The sequence below is a fragment of the Nonlabens sp. Asnod2-A12 genome, from assembly GCF_045063745.1.
Lineage (GTDB): Bacteria > Bacteroidota > Bacteroidia > Flavobacteriales > Flavobacteriaceae > Nonlabens > Nonlabens xylanidelens.
Genome location: NZ_JBEFOB010000003.1, coordinates 2,005,600 through 2,022,162, shown reverse-complemented (window position 1 = coordinate 2,022,162; position 16,563 = coordinate 2,005,600). Strand labels below are relative to the sequence as shown.

Here is a 16,563-nt window from a genome sequence, read left to right as displayed (position 1 = left end):
GTCAGACGCATAAGTGTAGAATTGATTAATTTGCGTTAAATTTTGCACTCTATGGATATTAAGCAATACATAATTAATGATGTAAAGCCTTTGGACATTTCGTCAGACATGAAAAAAGCACAAGAAATATTCTCGCAGCTTACCTATTCTCATTTACCTATTATGGAAAATGAAATTTATATAGGATGTCTGTCAGAAAATGATGCGCATTGTTTTGAGTCAGATCAAAAATTACAGACCGTTAAATATTCTATGACTGCTTTTCATGTAAAAGAAGAAACGCACTGGTTAGATGTTTTAGAAGCGTTTGCACAACATCAATCTAATATGATGCCTGTCTTAGATGGTAAAAATGAATATTTAGGCTACTATGAGCTTAAAGATATTATGGAGCTATTTAATGACGCACCATTTATGTACGAGTCTGGTGCAGTAGTAGTCGTTCAAAAAGGATCTAATGATTATAGTTTTAGTGAAATAGCACAAATAGTGGAGTCTAATGATTCTAAGATATTCGGTTGTTTTGTAAGTAATTATAATGATCATATGTCTGAGATTACACTCAAACTGAGTCCTCAAAATTTAAATACCGTTCTGCAAACTTTTAGAAGGTATAGTTATGAGATAGTAAGCGCTGCTGAAGAAGATTCTTATCTAGATACCTTAAAAGAACGCTCAGATTATTTGAATAAATACCTAAATATGTAAATGAAAAAAGTCGCTATATACGGTCAGTATCTTCATGATGAAACAGTGAAAACGTGTCAGAAGCTCATCGATCTTTTAAAAAGTAAAGATTGCGTCGCGCTAGTGGAGTCTGGATTTCATGATTTGCTTAAAGGTCAGGGTGTTGCATTAGGGTTGGATTCTTTTGATCAATTAGATAAATCATTTGACCTGCTTATAAGTATGGGTGGAGATGGTACGGTTCTTAGAGCTGTCGCCTACATAGGTAAAGTAGATATTCCAGTAATAGGGGTTAATACAGGTAGACTAGGTTTTCTAGCAACACTGCATAAAGACCAACTAGAAGAAGCGGTAAATGCTTTACATAATGGAGATTATACTTTAAGTAAGCGCAGTCTAATCACGCTGGTTTCTACACATGAAGAAAACCATCCAGAGCCGCGTAATTTTGCACTTAATGAGGTGACTGTTAGTCGTATGAATACCACTAGCATGATTCAAATAGAAACTAAATTAAATAAAGAGCTGTTAACTGTTTACTGGGCAGACGGTTTGATAATATCCACACCTACAGGTTCTACAGGTTATAGTTTAAGTTGTGGTGGTCCGGTAATATCTCCAGATACAGATGCATTTGTGATAACACCTATAGCGCCTCATAATTTAAATGCACGTCCACTTGTTATTCCAGATCATACAGAGATCACTATTAAAGTAAGTGGTCGTGAAGAAGAATTTCTTGCATCGCTAGATAATCGTATAGCATCCTATCCTAATGAGACGCAATTGACACTTAAAAAAGCAGATTTCACTATAGATCTCATAGAGTTAAAAGGACAAAGTTTCATTAAGACCATCAGGGAGAAGTTGCTTTGGGGTGAAGATAAACGCAATTAAACAATAAAAAACATCAATACTAGTTCTGTATTACTAGAATCGAGCATGTAAACATCATGCTGGGTAAAGAGAATTGTTATATTTGCACGTTTTAAAAATTCCATGCGGTTAGTTTTTTTATTTATTGTTTTTTTTAGTTTCGCTTTCGCGAAAGCGCAAACCTATGAGTTAGGTGTTTTTGCAGGAACCTCAAATGTGGTAGGTGATGTAGGAAGTACTCAGTACATTCAATTTAACGATGTCGCAATAGGTGGTGTTTTTAAATGGAACCGTAGTCCACGACACAGTTTTAGAGCTACCATTATATCTGCAAATATGGTAGGTGATGATAATGATAGCGACGATATTTCAAGAGATTTAAGAGGTTTAAACTATGATTACACGATGCTAGAAGCGAGCGTAGGTATAGAGTATACCTTCTGGGATTGGGAATTATATTCAGGTAGACCACAATTTACACCCTATTTATATACTGGGCTTACTGCGTTTCATTATGAGTTGTTTGCACTAAATAACACAAATGAGTTGGAAGAATACGGTGAAACAACAGATATTGCGGTGCCTATAATTTTTGGAGTTAAGATGTCTCTTACTCCTAAATTGATACTCGCAGCAGAGATAGGCGCTAGGTATACTTTTACAGATAATCTCGATGGAAGTAGTCCTGTGAGAAGTAAAGATTTTGACAATTTGAAATTTGGTAACTTAAATAACAATGACTGGTACGTGTTTAGTGGGGTGACTCTTACCTACACATTCGGTCGTAAACCTTGTTATTGTAACTTTTAAGTATGGCACAAGAATTACTCGATCGTACTAGAATCCCTAAGCATGTTGCTATTATCATGGATGGTAATGGTAGATGGGCAAAAAAACAAGGTTTAATGCGTGTGCGTGGACATGAAAAAGGCGCAAAAGCAGTTAGGCAATCAGTAGAAGCATGTGCAGAATTAGGTGTGGAGCACTTAACTTTATATGCTTTTAGTACCGAGAACTGGAAAAGACCAAAGTTAGAGGTGGACACCTTAATGAGGTTGTTAGTTTCTAGTCTTAAAAAAGAGCTTCCTACTTTACAGAAGAATGATATTTCTCTTAAAGCTGTAGGTGTTCTAAGTCTTTTACCTAAGTCTGCCCAAAAAGAGCTGGCTGAGGTTATTGAGGCGACTAAAGATAATAAAAGAATGAATTTAACTCTAGCTTTAAGTTATGGATCTAGAGAAGAGTTGATATCAGTTATAAAAAATGTGGCCGGTCAGGTAAAGGAAGGTTCCTTAGAGATCGATCAAATAGATACAGACGTTATTAATAAACATCTATATACGAGTTATATGCCAGATGTAGATTTATTGATACGTACCAGTGGAGAACAACGTATTAGTAATTTCCTTTTATGGCAAATTGCTTATGCAGAATTATATTTTACAGAAGTGCTTTGGCCAGATTTCAGAAGAGAAAATCTGTTAGAAGCAATACATAATTATCAAGATAGAGAAAGAAGGTTTGGTAAAACAAGTGAACAATTATAGAATGATAAAAAAGTTAGCAAACTCGCTACTACTGGTAACATGTTTACTATTAAGTGCAACTACATACGCTCAAGAGAAAAGAGGAGACCTAGCTATAGGTGATGCCACCAAATATAAAATAGGTGAAATTACGGTTACAGGAAGCCAGACTTATAATGAAAATACGGTAATCGCTTTTACAGGACTACGTAAAGGTGAAGAGGTTTTTGTGCCAGGTGAACGTATAAGTCAGGTAGTAAAGAAAATGTGGGATCTAAAACTATTTAGTGACATAAGAATTTTTGCTACAGATATTATAGGAGATCCAGAAGACGATGTGATGGATACTATTAATCTAGAAATTAATATTATCGAGGTACCTAACCTTAATGAGGTAACTATACAAGGACTGCGCAAAGGGCAGACTAAAGATCTTAGAGAAGAATTAAAGTTAACTAGAGGACGTAAAGCGACTGAAAATCTTATTACTACAACTAGATCTTTTATAGAAGATAAATACAAAAAGAAAGGATTCTTGTACGCTGATGCTAAAGTGAAAACTCGCACTCTAGTGGATACAACAGGAAAGAATAGAGTCGATATGAAAATAGATATCGATAAAGGTAAGAAAGTTAAAATAGCAGAGATAAATTTTGAAGGAAATTCTATGCTTACCGATAAGGAATTGCGCGGTGCAATGTCCAACACTAAAAAGAAGAATTTTATAAGACTTTTAAAAAGGTCTAAATATATTGAAGACGATTTTCAAACCGATTTAATCGCTGTTGTAGATAAATACAAAGAGAGTGGTTATCGAGATGCTCGTGTTATATCAGATACTTTGACTAAGGTAGATGATAAAACCATCTCTCTAGATATAAAAGTAGAAGAGGGAAGAAAGTATTATTTTGGAGATATTAAGTTTATAGGTAATACTGCTTTTTCTGATGAGCAATTAAAGAGATTACTTAAAATAGAAAAAGGAGATGTTTATAATGGTGTTGCTTTTGATGAGCAGATTAGTAATCCACAAGATCCAGATTCTGATGATTTAACTAATTTATATCAAAATAGTGGTTATTTGTTTTCTAGTGTAAATGCAGTAGAAACTCGTGTTCAAAATGATACAATTGATTTTGAAATTAGAATAGTAGAAGGTAAAGAAGCTTATTTTAACAACATTAGTGTAAGTGGTAATACAAGAACAAATGACCATGTTATTTATAGAGCAATAAGAACGTCTCCAGGAGAGAAGTACTCTCGTCAGAAGATTATTAACTCTATTCGTGAATTAGGTCAGTTAGGTTTTTTTGATGCTCAACAAATTAATCCTCAATTAAATAATGTTAATCAAGAAGAAGGAACTGTAGATGTAGATTATGAACTAGTAGAGTCTGGTGCAAGTCAGATAGAGTTACAAGGTGGTTATGGTGGTGGAGGTTTTGTAGGAACGCTAGGTTTACGTTTCAACAACTTCTCATTACGTAATTTATTTAATGGCGAGGCATATGAGCCAGTACCTATGGGTGATGGGCAGACTCTAGCCATAAGAGCGCAAGCAAGTACTATTTTTAGAACCTATAGTTTAAACTTTACAGAGCCTTGGTTAGGTGGTAAAAAACCAGTTTCTTTTAATGTTTCTTTTTCACACAGTGAGCAATTCCGTGTAAATCAACAAGATTTTAGTGAAGTAGATAGAAATCAAAGGTTCTTAATTACTGGTGGTACTATAGGTATAGCAAAGAGATTAGAATGGCCTGATCAATACTTTCAGTTCTCTCAAGCTATTTCTTTCCAACATTATAACTTAAAAAACTACCAGACTAGTTTATTTAATTTTCCTAACGGTTTTTCAAATAACCTGGCATACACAGTTGGTTTAAGTCGTAATAACGTGGGTGTAAATCCTATTTTCCCTACATATGGATCTTCCTTCTCACTTACAGCAAAAATGACTTTACCTTATTCTGTATGGAATGGAGTAGATTATGAAAATCTAGAAGATGATCCAGAATTTCAAACTAATGGAATAGCAGATAGTGGTAAGATAGATCAAGAGAAATTTAAGTTTTTAGAATACTATAAAATCAAATTTGAAGGAACTTGGTATACCCAACTGTATGAAAAATTGATTTTACAGACTAAGACTGAATTTGGTTTCTTAGGAGCGTATAACAATGATCGTGGTCTAGTTCCTTTTGAAAGATTCTTTGTGGGTGGTGATGGATTAGGTTCTTTCTCTCTAGATGGTCGTGATATTATTAGAATGCGTGGTTATGATAACAGTGCATTAACTACAAGTGATGATGGAGATACGGTATACAATAAATTCTCTATGGAATTACGTTATCCTATCTCATTAGAGCAGGCAGCATCTATCTATGTATTAACTTTTGCTGAAGCTGCAGGTTCATATGACCGTTTTAGAAGCTATAATCCTTTTGATGTACAGCGCTCTGCAGGTGCAGGATTACGTATATTTATGCCAGCATTTGGATTATTAGGTGTTGACTTTGGTTATGGTTTTGATAGTGTTCCTAACGTTGCAAGTGATGAGCCTAGTGGCTGGAACGTTCACTTTATAATCGGACAACAGTTTTAAATATGGCATGATTATTTCTTTAAACAACTAGCTTATGAGAACTAAGATTTTAATTATTGGAGTAGTAGCTTTTTTTAGTTTCACTTTTGCGCAAGCACAGAGAGGAGCAAGAATAGCTTACATAGACATGGAATACATTTTAGAAAGTGTTCCAGAATATCAAGAAGCATCAAAACAACTAGAGCAAAAAATGCAAAGGTGGAAAGGTGAGATAGACCAAATGTCTAATGAGATTTCTCAAATGAAAGCCTCTCTTCAAAATGAAAAGGTTTTACTTACTAAAGAGCTTATTGAAGAAAAGGAAGAAGATATCTCTTTAAAAGAGCAAGATCTAGCAGACTATCAACAAAAACGTTTTGGTCCACAAGGTGACTTTCTATTGCAAAGACAACAGTTGATACAGCCTATACAAGACCAAGTTTTTAATGAGGTGCAAAAGATAGGAAAGCAGAAGAAATACGACATGTTAATCGATAGTTCTGAAGCTGCTTTGTTATATAGTGCAGACCGTCACGATGTTAGTGATTTAGTTTTAAAAGCTATCGGTAGAACTGGTAAAAGAAAAGAGGCTCAAGAAAAGCAAGATGCAAGAAATAATCCTGTAGAAGATGATGAACCTTACTTGTCTGTTGTAGAGGCAGAGGAAAAGGAGAAAAAGGAACAGGCAAAAGAAGATAAAAAAGAAGCGGTTCAAAAAGCGATCTCAGAGCGTGATGCTGTCCGTAATGAGCAAAGAAGAGTGCGTGACTCTGCAAAAGCAGCAAAAGCAGCAGCTTACAAAGCAAGAAGAGATAAGCTCATGGCAGACCGCAAACGTAGAAAAGACAGTGTTCTTGCAGTAAGAGCAGCGGCTAGAGCAAAGAAACAAGCTGAGATAGACGCTAGAAACGCAGAGAAAAATAAGAAAACACCACCTGGTGGTGAATAATATAGGAACTCCTTATATTTGCAGCCGCCTCAGTAGGCTGATGGAATTAAAAATTGATAACAATTAATAAAGAAATGAAACAAGTAAAAACACTAATAGCAGTAATCGCATTTATCTTTGCAGGTATTAATCTAGGTCAGGCACAAGATGCGCAACCGACTAAGGTATGTCACGTAGCTTCTCAATCATTAGTAGAGTCGTTACCTAGTGCTATTGCAGCAGATAAGCAATTAAGAAATCTTGCAAAAACTTATGAAACTAAGTTAACTGCGATGGATAAAGAATTGAAAACTAAATATCAAAATGCACAAGAAGCTGCACCGCAAAGAACTCAAGAAGAAAACGAAAGAATTCTTGCAGAGCTTGCTGAAGGTCAGAAAAAATTAGAGGAGTATTACCAAAATTCTCAAACTGCAATGGGTCAAAAAAGAACGGACTTATTAAAGCCACTTTATAAGAAAGTAAGAGAGGCTATCTTTGCAGTTGCTAGAAGAAAAGGATTTGATTATGTACTTGATTCTACTACAGGAACTGGTATCATCATGGCAGACGGTTATGATCTTACTAATGATGTAAAAGCAGAATTAGGAATTAAGTAATTCAATTCTATAAAACACGTTTTAAAAAGCCGCTGTGGTCATACAGCGGCTTTTTAATGGGCTGTAATTAATTACAGCCATACTCTTTACCATAAAAAAAATCCCAACTCATTTAATGAGTTGGGATTTTGCTTTTTCTATAGAATGAAAATTAATCTACTAGTCTTACATTAACTGCGTTCATTCCCTTTTTTCCTTCTTTTTCTTCATATTCTACGTGGTCACCTTCTCTTATCTCGTCGATAGTTCCTGTAACGTGTACAAAGCATTCTTGGTTAGTTCCTTCTTCAATGATGAATCCAAATCCTTTTGATTCATTAAAAAATTTTACGGTTCCTTGTTTCATGGTTTATTTTAATAATAGTTTAGATCATAAAAGTAAAAACTTTCATCGTTTTAAAATTAAAAATGTAAAATTATTTTAAGTCTATAAGGACTCTTTTGGAACACCATTTATGTAGACATGATTTCCTTTTACGCTTCTATCATACATGATTATACTTCCGGCAACTGCCACGTTTAGACTTTTGGGAGTATTAAATTTTACTATATGATGTGATTTTGTGATGGCCTCGTTGGTTAATCCATGGTCCTCTGCACCTAATAAGTAAACACAATTGCGTGGGTGTTTAAAATCTTCTAGCACCACAGCACTGTCAGTTAACTCTATTCCCACCACCATAGCGCCTTTAGGTAAATGACTGTAAAAATCTTCAAATGTTTTATAATGAAAATAAGGTATAGCACCTACAGCGTTGTGAGTGTCACAGGCTTGTTTTGCATAACGTTTACCTATGGTGTAAATGAAATTTGCTCCTAGATTTTGTGCCGTACGCCATAATACACCTAGATTTTCTGGTGTCTTGCCATGCATGATTCCTATTCCGTAATATCCTTGCTCTAGATTATCTATTTTCATGATGCAAATCTATTAATTTAACTGATTATATGCAGTCTGTCCTCGCGCAGAGTTTTATGGACTCTTTATAGATGGATGTTGTATTCGCTTTCGCGAAAGCGGAATTAAAACACCATTCACTTATAAGATTTAATATTTTTTTACAACTGGCTCGGTTATTGTTATTTTTACCTTAATGAAATTGTATAAAAATAGCCTTAGAAATCGCATCTTCTTCTCCATGATGGTGCTAACTATTATTGCGAGTGTCTTGATTGCTGGTATGTCTATATATCAATTTCAGGAGCAGGCAAAGGATTATCATGAAAAGCGATTATTACGCAAGGAACAAGCAATTAAGGAACATATTGCGTTTATTCTAGATGAAACTACTTATGAGGTGGTGACTAGTAATTTGCCTTATATTTTTAAAAAAGATATTTATGATTTGAGTGCTGTACACGGTATGCCTATTTATATGTATGATTTAAATGGAGCTTTACTTAAAAGTTCTAAAGCACAATTTATTAGTGATAGTTTACATAATCAAATATCACCAGGTATTATTAAAAGACTCAATAATGCCGAAGATGATCGTTTTGTAGAACAATTTGAAGTAGATGGTGAGAGTTATCGCTCTAGTTATACCTACCTAGTAGATAATAGGTTTAAAGATATTGCTATTCTTAACTTACCCTACATAGAGAACGACGACTTTATGAATCATGAACTAGAGGAGTTTCTTAAGAGACTGGCATTAGTTTATGCGCTTATGTTCTGCTTTTCTATAGTCCTAGCATATTTTCTATCCAGATATATAACTAGATCCATTAGAAATATTTCTGATAACCTGAAAGAGTTAGATATTTCAAAACGCAACCGTAAGCTAGAAATAGATTACAAAGGAACTGAAGAAATAAATACTCTAGTAGAGTCTTATAATAAAATGGTGGACGAGCTAGAAGAAAGTGCTGTAAAACTGGCAACTAGCGAGCGAGAACAAGCATGGCGAGAAATGGCAAAGCAAGTCGCGCATGAGATAAAAAACCCACTAACACCTATGCGACTTACAGTGCAAAGTTTTCAGAGAAGATTTGATCCTGAAGATCCAGATGCTAAGGAAAAACTAAATGAATATTCTAATTCTATTATCGAGCAAATAGACGTTATGAGTAATATTGCTAGTGCATTTTCTACTTATGCAACTATGCCGGCTCAAAAAAACGAAGAGACTGATGTGTGCATGGTAACCCAACTAGCGCTGGATATATTTAATGAATCTAATATTAATTATACAGAAGATACAGATTCTTTAATGATAGTTTTTGATAGAACTCAATTGATACGTGTGGTTACTAACCTTGTTAAGAATGCAATACAGGCTGTGGATAGTAGCCGAGAAAATGTTATAGATGTGTCAGTTACTCACAATACTCAACATGTATTTCTAGAGGTGAAGGATAACGGTACAGGTGTACATCCTGATAACGAAAACAAAATATTTGAACCTAAATTCACTACTAAAAATAGCGGTATGGGATTAGGTCTCGCTATGGTAAAGCAAATCGTAGAGAACTTCAATGGAAAAATAGAGATGAACACGGTCTATGGAGAAGGGACCACGTTTACAGTAACGCTACCTAGAAGTTAAGCTCTCATAATCGTTGTTAGATCTTGTTTAGAGTAATTTCAAAGGTAGTTCCTAGGTCTTTTTTACTATCGGCTACTCTTATTTTACCGTTGTGATAGTCTTTAATAATGCGCTTAGCAAGTGATAATCCCAGGCCCCAACCTCTTTTTTTAGTAGTAAAACCAGGTGTGAATATTTGATTCCATTGCTGTTTTGGAATTCCTTTACCAGTATCTTTTATTTTAATGAATACGTTGTACACGTCTGCTTTGAGGTAGACAGATATATTTCCTTTTCCCTTCATGGCATCGATACCATTTTTAATCAAGTTTTCTATCACCCATTCAAAAAGGGGCTCATTTAACTTAACCTGTATAGGTTGATCTGGTAGGTCTATGTCAAATTTGATGAGCTTTGAAGACCTATTAGCTATATACTCGACGGCTTGTTTAGTTTGCTGTACGATGTCCACTTCGGTAAGTGTAGGGATAGAACCTATTTTAGAAAAACGATCGGTAATCATTTTTAAACGGTTTATATCTTTTTCCATCTCATCTATGTAAGAAGGATCTACATCTGTATCTCTTAAAATAGTAGTCCATCCTACGAGAGAAGAAAGCGGCGTACCTATCTGGTGTGCACTTTCCTTAGCCATACCGGCCCAAAGTTTGTTTTGCTCGCTGGCTTTACTAGATCGATAGAAAAACCATATAACTGAGAAGAATAGAAGCATTATAATTACCAGCGCCATTGGGTAGTACTTAATCTTTGTAATTACGTCGCTATTTCCATAATAAATGGTACTAAATGGCTCTCCTTCAAACTCGGTGACTATAGGGTCGTTTTCTTGTTTAAAAACCTCGATTAATCTTTTAAGTTCTTCTGTATCGCGCTCTGCTTTTTCTGGTAAATTACGGGCACTCATTTCGCCTTTATAGTTAACCACTATCATTGGTACTGATGTAGTGTTACCCATTACAGTAAAACCTAAATCACCTAAATCTGCATTAAGAGATTGATTTTGAAGATCTGTTGCTGCGATACCAAACTCGCGTATATTCTTACGTTCGTTCTCTTTCAATTGCTGGAAAAAATCAAAAGTATTCCATAGAATTAATGAAGTAATAATGACTGCAACTACAATCATGATCCATCGGTAGATGTCTTTATTAGAAGTGAAGTTCATGCAAGAATAAGGTGTTTGTATAGAGGTGTTAACGTGCGTTTACGTGTTTTATTGATCAGTCGCGTTTAACAATTAAATAGTGATCATCGTCCATAGGTAGATAGCCCTGATCGTATACAAAGTAATAGACGGTACCTTTTTTAGTAGTGTAAATGCTAGTGAAAAAATTAAAGTCAAAACCTGCTGCAAGCATTTTATTTCTGGTCACCTTAATCTTATCTGAAGGGTTGAGTTCTTGTAATACTCTATGATTTTTACGTAATCTATTATTGATATTGCGCATTAAGGCGTTACTATCTCTATTAAGCTTATTGTTAGCCACATTACGGCAGTAGTCGCTACAGTAAATCTTATCAGCTCTACCGCGTACTTCTTCCTTACATTCAGGACATTTTTTTCTAGCCATAATTAACTTACTATCTATTTTTTAAAGATACTAAACATTTGTAAACGGTTAGGAATGAAATTAGAACAGAAGCAGCTCTTTATTATAAATTTACTGATATGAGTGAAATAAATAGGGAGTGATTGTTTTTTTTAAAATTTACTCACCAACTCACTTAACTATACATAAAAGCATTCTTATAATAAACTTAAATGATAGGATTACTATTTTATAAAGAGCTAGAAGTCTTTACCTTTGTAAAAAATTAATATTATGTACCCAGCAGAATTAGTTCAGCCGATGCGTGACGATTTAGGTAACGCAGGATTTGAACACTTATATACACAAAACGACGTAAAAGAAGCACTAAGTAAAGAAGGTACAACACTTGTTGTTGTAAACTCAGTATGTGGTTGTGCAGCAGCAAATGCACGTCCAGGAGCAAAAATGTCTCTAGATAACTCAAAAAAACCTGATCATATCGTGACAGTTTTTGCAGGAGTAGATCGTGATGCAGTAGATGCAGCAAGAGCAGCTATGATTCCTTTTCCACCTAGTTCTCCATCTATGGCATTGTTCAAAAATGGTGAGTTAGTACACATGTTAGAACGTCACCACATAGAAGGAAGACCAGCTGAAATGATTGCTGAAAACCTTAAAGAAGCTTATAACGAAAACTGCTAGTCAGTCTTAGTTTAAAATTTTTAAAAAGTGCTTTTGTGAAAACAAAAGCACTTTTTTTATTTAAGATGTATCACAAGATGTTTAGGTGTTAAAATAAAAGCAAGGTCATCTTTAAATTCACAAGTAAAATAAATCCCATTTGTTGTTGTGTTATAATTTTAAAAATTTGATTTTCCTAACTCCTAACTCCTAACTCCTAACTCCTAACTCCTAACTCCTAACTCAAAAATACTATGCACGCATATCGATTTAAGCAGTTCTCGTTTTTTGATGTGCATTAACAAATTATCTTTGCAGCATGCAAAAAATCATCTCATATCCATTAACAGTAATTCACTTCATACTGTTCTTCTTGTTTCTGGTTATTTTCCATCCTATACAGCTTATTAGTTACAAATTAGGTGGCTATAATGCACATCGCAAGAGTGTGTATATACTTAACTGGTTCTTAATGCAATCTCATTTACCACTGTTCAATACCTTTAGCATCAATTATAAAAGTGAACTACCTGTTGGTCCATCTTACGTATTTGTATGTAACCACCAGAGTATGTTTGATATACCGCCATTAATTTATTATCTTAGGGATTATCATGCAAAATTTATTGCAAAAAAGGAATTGGCCAAAGGTATTCCTAGCATCTCACTTAATTTAAGAATAGGAGAGAACTGTGCTATTGATCGTAAAGATCGCAAACAGGCGATAACAGCACTTATTAAATTTGCTAAGAACGTACATGAAAAGAAACGTAGCGTAGTAATTTTTGCTGAAGGAACTCGCAGTAGAACAGGAGTTCCTAAACCATTTCAAACTAACGGTTTAAAGACTATTTTTAAATACGCTCCAGACGCCGTTATAGTACCAGTAACAGTTAATAATAGTTGGAAAGTAGATCGTTATGGAAAATTCCCTTACGGTATGGGAAATAAAATAGCATTAACCATTCATAACCCTATTCCTATCCAAGGAAGAGATATGGACGAGGTGATTCTAGAAACACAAGAAATTGTGCATAACGGCGTTACTTCTACAGCGGTATAGAGCTAGATAATATTTCCGCTTTCGCGAAAGCGGAACAAATTCAAAACGACTACCTTTACATAATAAGCTATACTTATGAGCAAGCCCCTTAAAAATATACGCATCGAGGTGATGCAATCGCTAGAAAGTAAAGTACAATCCTTTATGGATGAGTACTTAATTCCAGTAGATAAGATCTGGCAGCCTACAGATTTCTTACCTAATTCTCAAGAAGACACCTTTTTTGAAGAAGTACGTGAGCTAAGAGAACTAGCTAAAGAATTACCCTATGATTTTTGGGTAGCTCTAGTAGGAGATACTATCACAGAAGAAGCATTACCTACCTATGAGTCTTGGTTAATGGACGTAGAAGGTATTAATCAAGTAGAAGGAAAAGGAAACATTTGGTCTAAATGGATCAGACAGTGGACTGGTGAAGAAAACCGTCACGGAGATGTGCTTAACAAATATCTTTACCTTTCTGGTCGTGTTAATATGCGTCAGATAGAAATTACAACACATCATTTAATTACTGATGGTTTTGATATAGGTACAGATCGCGATCCTTATAAAAACTTTATTTACACAAGTTTTCAAGAGTTAGCGACATACATTTCACACAACCGTGTAGCAAAACTTGCACGTGGTTATGGAAATACTGCTTTATCAAAAATGTGTCGCATTATCTCTGGAGATGAAATGCGTCACCATAAAGCCTACAGTACCTTTGTAACAGAGATCTTTAAAGTAGATGCTAGTAATATGATGATTGCATTTAAAGAAATGATGGTGCATAAAATTGTAATGCCAGCCATGTTTTTAAGAGAGCAAGGTGAGAGTATAGGTAGTGCGTTTGAAGATTTTTCAAACAGCGCACAACGTATAGGTGTTTATACAGCTCAAGATTACATAGATATCATGCAAAAGCTTATAGATCAATGGGATATCGCAAGCATGAGTCATCTTACTGAAGAAGCAGAGAAAGCACGAGATTATTTAATGAAACTACCTGCACGTATGGAGCGCGTTTCTCAACGTGTTAAAATACCGGCAGAGTCCGCAAAATTTAGTTGGGTAAATCCAGCAATCGTAGGAGGATAATTTAAACTCTTATTTTTGAGAGGTAACTTATATAGAAAGCAGCTATTATTTAAATAGCTGCTTTTTCATTTAATAAAGTCAGACCTAATCTTAAAGATCCATAATCTATCTTACCGTCAAAATGCTCAAAGATGCTTTTAAGGCTCTCAGCATCTTTTATTTGCTCAAAGTCTGCAGCTATTAAATCATAATCCTTAGGATCTATCAATTTTTCTAAATCTATATCGTTGTGGCTTTCATAACGTTTAGTAAGGTGATTTAAGATAGTACCAGGTTGGTAATTTCTAATTGCAGCTATTTCTTGAATCGTTTTACCTTCTCTAAATAAAAGGACCGTTTCCATTACAGTATCCTTTTTAGGACCAGTACTTTTCTTTTTGGCTTTTTTAGGTTTTATTATTTCATCCCTATAGACAAAGTCTTTTTTACGGTCATCCTTAAATTCTGATATCATTTTTAAGAACTTTGCACCATAGGTATCGTGTTTATGAGTTCCCACACCGGTAATGTCAGCAAATTCATTATCGTCCAGTGGTATTCTGGCTGCCATATCTTTTAAAGTCGCATCACTAAAAATCATGTAAGGTGCTAGATTTCCAGCATTAGCCAGTTGTAATCTAGTTTTGCGCAATGCTTCATAAAGATCGCGATTCACCTCTGTCGGTAGTTCTTCTTTGGTACGTTGTGCTCTACGAGAGGCTAGTTCTTCTGGTTTAGGTATAACTGCTAGCGATACCTTGCGACCGTTAAAAAGCACCTCCTTACCTTGAGGTGTGATTTTTAAATGATTGTTCTCATGAAAAGCTATTTCTACCAGACCTTGATTAATCATTTGTACGATGTACTGTTGCCAGTTGTTCCATGTAATTTCTTTACCAGCGCCATAAGTTTTAATATGTTGGAAACCACTTTCCATTATGGCGGCATTTTGTGCACCACGTAGTACATCTATTAAAAGATTAAGAGATGCTCGTTCATTAGTGCGTATAATGGCGCTCAATGCTTTTTGTGCAGGTAGTGTGGCGTCAAAGAAGTCGGGCTTGTTAAGACATACATCACAGTTGCCACAGTCTTCATCTAGATATTCATTAAAATAGGATAAGAGCATTTTCCTGCGGCAGGTTAGTGCTTCGGCAAACTGCTTCATGCGCTCCAGCTTTGCAATTTGTAATTCGGCATTTCCACTTCCTTCGGCAAATTTGCGCAGCTGGATCACGTCTGCATAACTGTGAAATAATAACGCATGCGAGTTAATACCATCACGACCAGCACGACCTATTTCTTGATAATAACCTTCTATGTTTTTAGGCATGTTATAGTGCAGTACAAATCGCACATTAGATTTATCAATTCCCATCCCAAATGCGATAGTCGCACACACAATTTTAAGGTCGTCTTTAATAAATTTCTCTTGTACATTTTCTCTTTCTTCATGACTTAGACCAGCATGATAAGCTGCCGCATCAAAACCATATGCCGATATCTTACTAGCAAGTGATTCACAGGTTTTACGGCTTAGACAGTAGATAATACCAGACTCGTCTTTGTTCTTTTGTAAAAAACGACGCATTTGCTGCAGTCTATTATTTCCTGGACGTACTTCTAGAGTTAAATTAGGGCGGTCAAAGGAGGAGACGTATTCCTGTGCATTTTGAATTCCTAATTGTTTTTTGATGTCTGCCCTAGTGGCTCTGTCTGCGGTGGCAGTTAGTGCTATCAGGTTAGCATCTGGAAAACTGGTTTTAAAATAAGATAACTGTGTATATGCAGGTCTAAAATCGTGACCCCATGTAGAAATACAGTGCGCCTCGTCTACCGCAATTAAAGAAACAGGAATTCCCTGAAGATGATTATTCAGTAAACCGATGCTCTCTGGAGCTACATAAATTAATTTGAGACGTCCAGAGCGCAATTCTTCTAGCATTTCTTGTTGCTGTGTAGCGTCTTGTGAACTATTAAAGTAAGATGCTGCAATACCGTTTGCTCGCAACGCATCTACTTGATCTTTCATTAAAGCAATAAGTGGCGATACAACTAGTGTAATGCCGTCTAGAAGTAAAGAGGGTAATTGAAAACACATGGATTTACCTCCACCAGTAGGCATGACGACCATAAGGTCTTTTCCAGCAATAACGCTGTCTATAATTTCTTCTTGTAACGGGCGGAAACTGTCGTAACCAAAATACTTTTTGAGTAGTTCTAGCTTTTTCATGATATTGATTTGAATGGCGTGTAACGTCTTAAAAGACAAGTTTCAAAGGTAGGGTTTCAGTGTGTTTTTATAAAGCTTTGTTTATAACTTGATGAGGCCACTTCCTGATTTACCTAGTGAGATAGACACTTTTCTATCTAGTTAATTTGTATTTTTCCGCTTTCGCGAAAGCGAGATTTCTAACAACATAAATGCCTTATTTATCGTTATAGAGAAGTTTTACAGTTC

General features: G+C 35.3%; 16 protein-coding genes. 11 read left to right on the top strand and 5 right to left on the bottom strand.

Going from position 1 to position 16,563, the window contains the following annotated elements:
- The first annotated feature begins 51 nt into the window (after nucleotides 1-51).
- The 7 genes from ACJJVJ_RS09260 (at nucleotide 52) to ACJJVJ_RS09230 (ending at nucleotide 7,218) form a co-directional block, all read left to right on the top strand.
- Entirely contained in the window at nucleotides 52-708 is a 657-nt protein-coding gene (locus ACJJVJ_RS09260; protein ID WP_405369984.1) for a CBS domain-containing protein, read from the top strand.
- Nucleotides 709-1,584 (top strand): NAD kinase, encoded by an 876-nt coding sequence (locus ACJJVJ_RS09255; RefSeq protein WP_405369983.1) that lies wholly within the window; start codon nucleotides 709-711, stop codon nucleotides 1,582-1,584. It abuts the gene before it with no gap.
- A 102-nt stretch (nucleotides 1,585-1,686) separates the two neighbouring features.
- Nucleotides 1,687-2,373, top strand: a complete 687-nt coding sequence (locus tag ACJJVJ_RS09250) for a DUF6089 family protein (RefSeq protein WP_405369982.1) — start codon at nucleotides 1,687-1,689, stop codon at nucleotides 2,371-2,373.
- Nucleotides 2,374-2,375: 2 nt separating this feature from the next.
- Nucleotides 2,376-3,110 (top strand): isoprenyl transferase, encoded by a 735-nt coding sequence (locus tag ACJJVJ_RS09245; RefSeq protein ID WP_104514381.1) that lies wholly within the window; start codon nucleotides 2,376-2,378, stop codon nucleotides 3,108-3,110.
- Nucleotide 3,111: 1 nt separating this feature from the next.
- Nucleotides 3,112-5,691 (top strand): outer membrane protein assembly factor BamA, encoded by a 2,580-nt coding sequence (bamA, locus tag ACJJVJ_RS09240; RefSeq protein WP_405369981.1) that lies wholly within the window; start codon nucleotides 3,112-3,114, stop codon nucleotides 5,689-5,691.
- 34 nt (nucleotides 5,692-5,725) lie between these two features.
- The gene (locus ACJJVJ_RS09235; RefSeq protein WP_405369980.1) at nucleotides 5,726-6,619 is read left to right on the top strand and encodes an OmpH family outer membrane protein; all 894 of its coding nucleotides are present in this window, start codon (nucleotides 5,726-5,728) and stop codon (nucleotides 6,617-6,619) included.
- 74 nt (nucleotides 6,620-6,693) lie between these two features.
- Nucleotides 6,694-7,218 (top strand): OmpH family outer membrane protein, encoded by a 525-nt coding sequence (locus ACJJVJ_RS09230; RefSeq protein WP_104514730.1) that lies wholly within the window; start codon nucleotides 6,694-6,696, stop codon nucleotides 7,216-7,218.
- Nucleotides 7,219-7,369: 151 nt separating this feature from the next.
- On the opposite strand, the gene ACJJVJ_RS09225 is transcribed toward ACJJVJ_RS09230, so the two are convergent.
- Nucleotides 7,370-7,564: a cold-shock protein gene (locus ACJJVJ_RS09225; protein WP_104514383.1), complete on the bottom strand. Its 195-nt coding sequence runs from the start codon at nucleotides 7,562-7,564 to the stop codon at nucleotides 7,370-7,372.
- Nucleotides 7,565-7,645: 81 nt separating this feature from the next.
- On the bottom strand, nucleotides 7,646-8,137 hold the full coding sequence (locus tag ACJJVJ_RS09220; protein ID WP_405369979.1) for an RNA methyltransferase: 492 nt from the start codon (nucleotides 8,135-8,137) through the stop codon (nucleotides 7,646-7,648).
- 175 nt (nucleotides 8,138-8,312) lie between these two features.
- Between ACJJVJ_RS09220 and ACJJVJ_RS09215 the strand changes: the two genes are divergently transcribed.
- The gene (locus ACJJVJ_RS09215) at nucleotides 8,313-9,767 is read left to right on the top strand and encodes an ATP-binding protein (RefSeq protein ID WP_245890617.1); all 1,455 of its coding nucleotides are present in this window, start codon (nucleotides 8,313-8,315) and stop codon (nucleotides 9,765-9,767) included.
- Between the two features lie 16 nt (nucleotides 9,768-9,783).
- Here the strand turns inward: ACJJVJ_RS09215 and ACJJVJ_RS09210 are convergent, their stop codons facing one another.
- Both ACJJVJ_RS09210 and ACJJVJ_RS09205 read right to left on the bottom strand, forming a co-directional pair.
- Nucleotides 9,784-10,932: a PAS domain-containing sensor histidine kinase gene (locus ACJJVJ_RS09210; protein ID WP_104514385.1), complete on the bottom strand. Its 1,149-nt coding sequence runs from the start codon at nucleotides 10,930-10,932 to the stop codon at nucleotides 9,784-9,786.
- A 55-nt stretch (nucleotides 10,933-10,987) separates the two neighbouring features.
- Complete coding sequence (locus ACJJVJ_RS09205) at nucleotides 10,988-11,338, bottom strand: hypothetical protein (protein ID WP_405369978.1); 351 nt, start codon at nucleotides 11,336-11,338, stop codon at nucleotides 10,988-10,990.
- Nucleotides 11,339-11,590: 252 nt separating this feature from the next.
- Here ACJJVJ_RS09205 and ACJJVJ_RS09200 point away from each other — a divergent pair, with 252 nt between their 5' ends.
- From ACJJVJ_RS09200 to ACJJVJ_RS09190, 3 genes are all read left to right on the top strand, one after another.
- Nucleotides 11,591-12,001, top strand: coding sequence for a BrxA/BrxB family bacilliredoxin (locus ACJJVJ_RS09200; protein WP_104514387.1), 411 nt, complete (start codon nucleotides 11,591-11,593; stop codon nucleotides 11,999-12,001).
- Between the two features lie 298 nt (nucleotides 12,002-12,299).
- A complete protein-coding gene (locus ACJJVJ_RS09195) occupies nucleotides 12,300-13,043 on the top strand; it encodes a lysophospholipid acyltransferase family protein (RefSeq protein WP_405369977.1) in 744 nt (247 codons plus the stop codon).
- Nucleotides 13,044-13,118: 75 nt separating this feature from the next.
- On the top strand, nucleotides 13,119-14,123 hold the full coding sequence (locus ACJJVJ_RS09190; protein ID WP_104514390.1) for an acyl-ACP desaturase: 1,005 nt from the start codon (nucleotides 13,119-13,121) through the stop codon (nucleotides 14,121-14,123).
- A 49-nt stretch (nucleotides 14,124-14,172) separates the two neighbouring features.
- Here ACJJVJ_RS09190 and recQ read toward each other — a convergent pair whose 3' ends face one another.
- A complete protein-coding gene (recQ, locus tag ACJJVJ_RS09185; protein ID WP_405369976.1) occupies nucleotides 14,173-16,335 on the bottom strand; it encodes a DNA helicase RecQ in 2,163 nt (720 codons plus the stop codon).
- Between the last annotated feature and the right edge of the window lie 228 nt (nucleotides 16,336-16,563).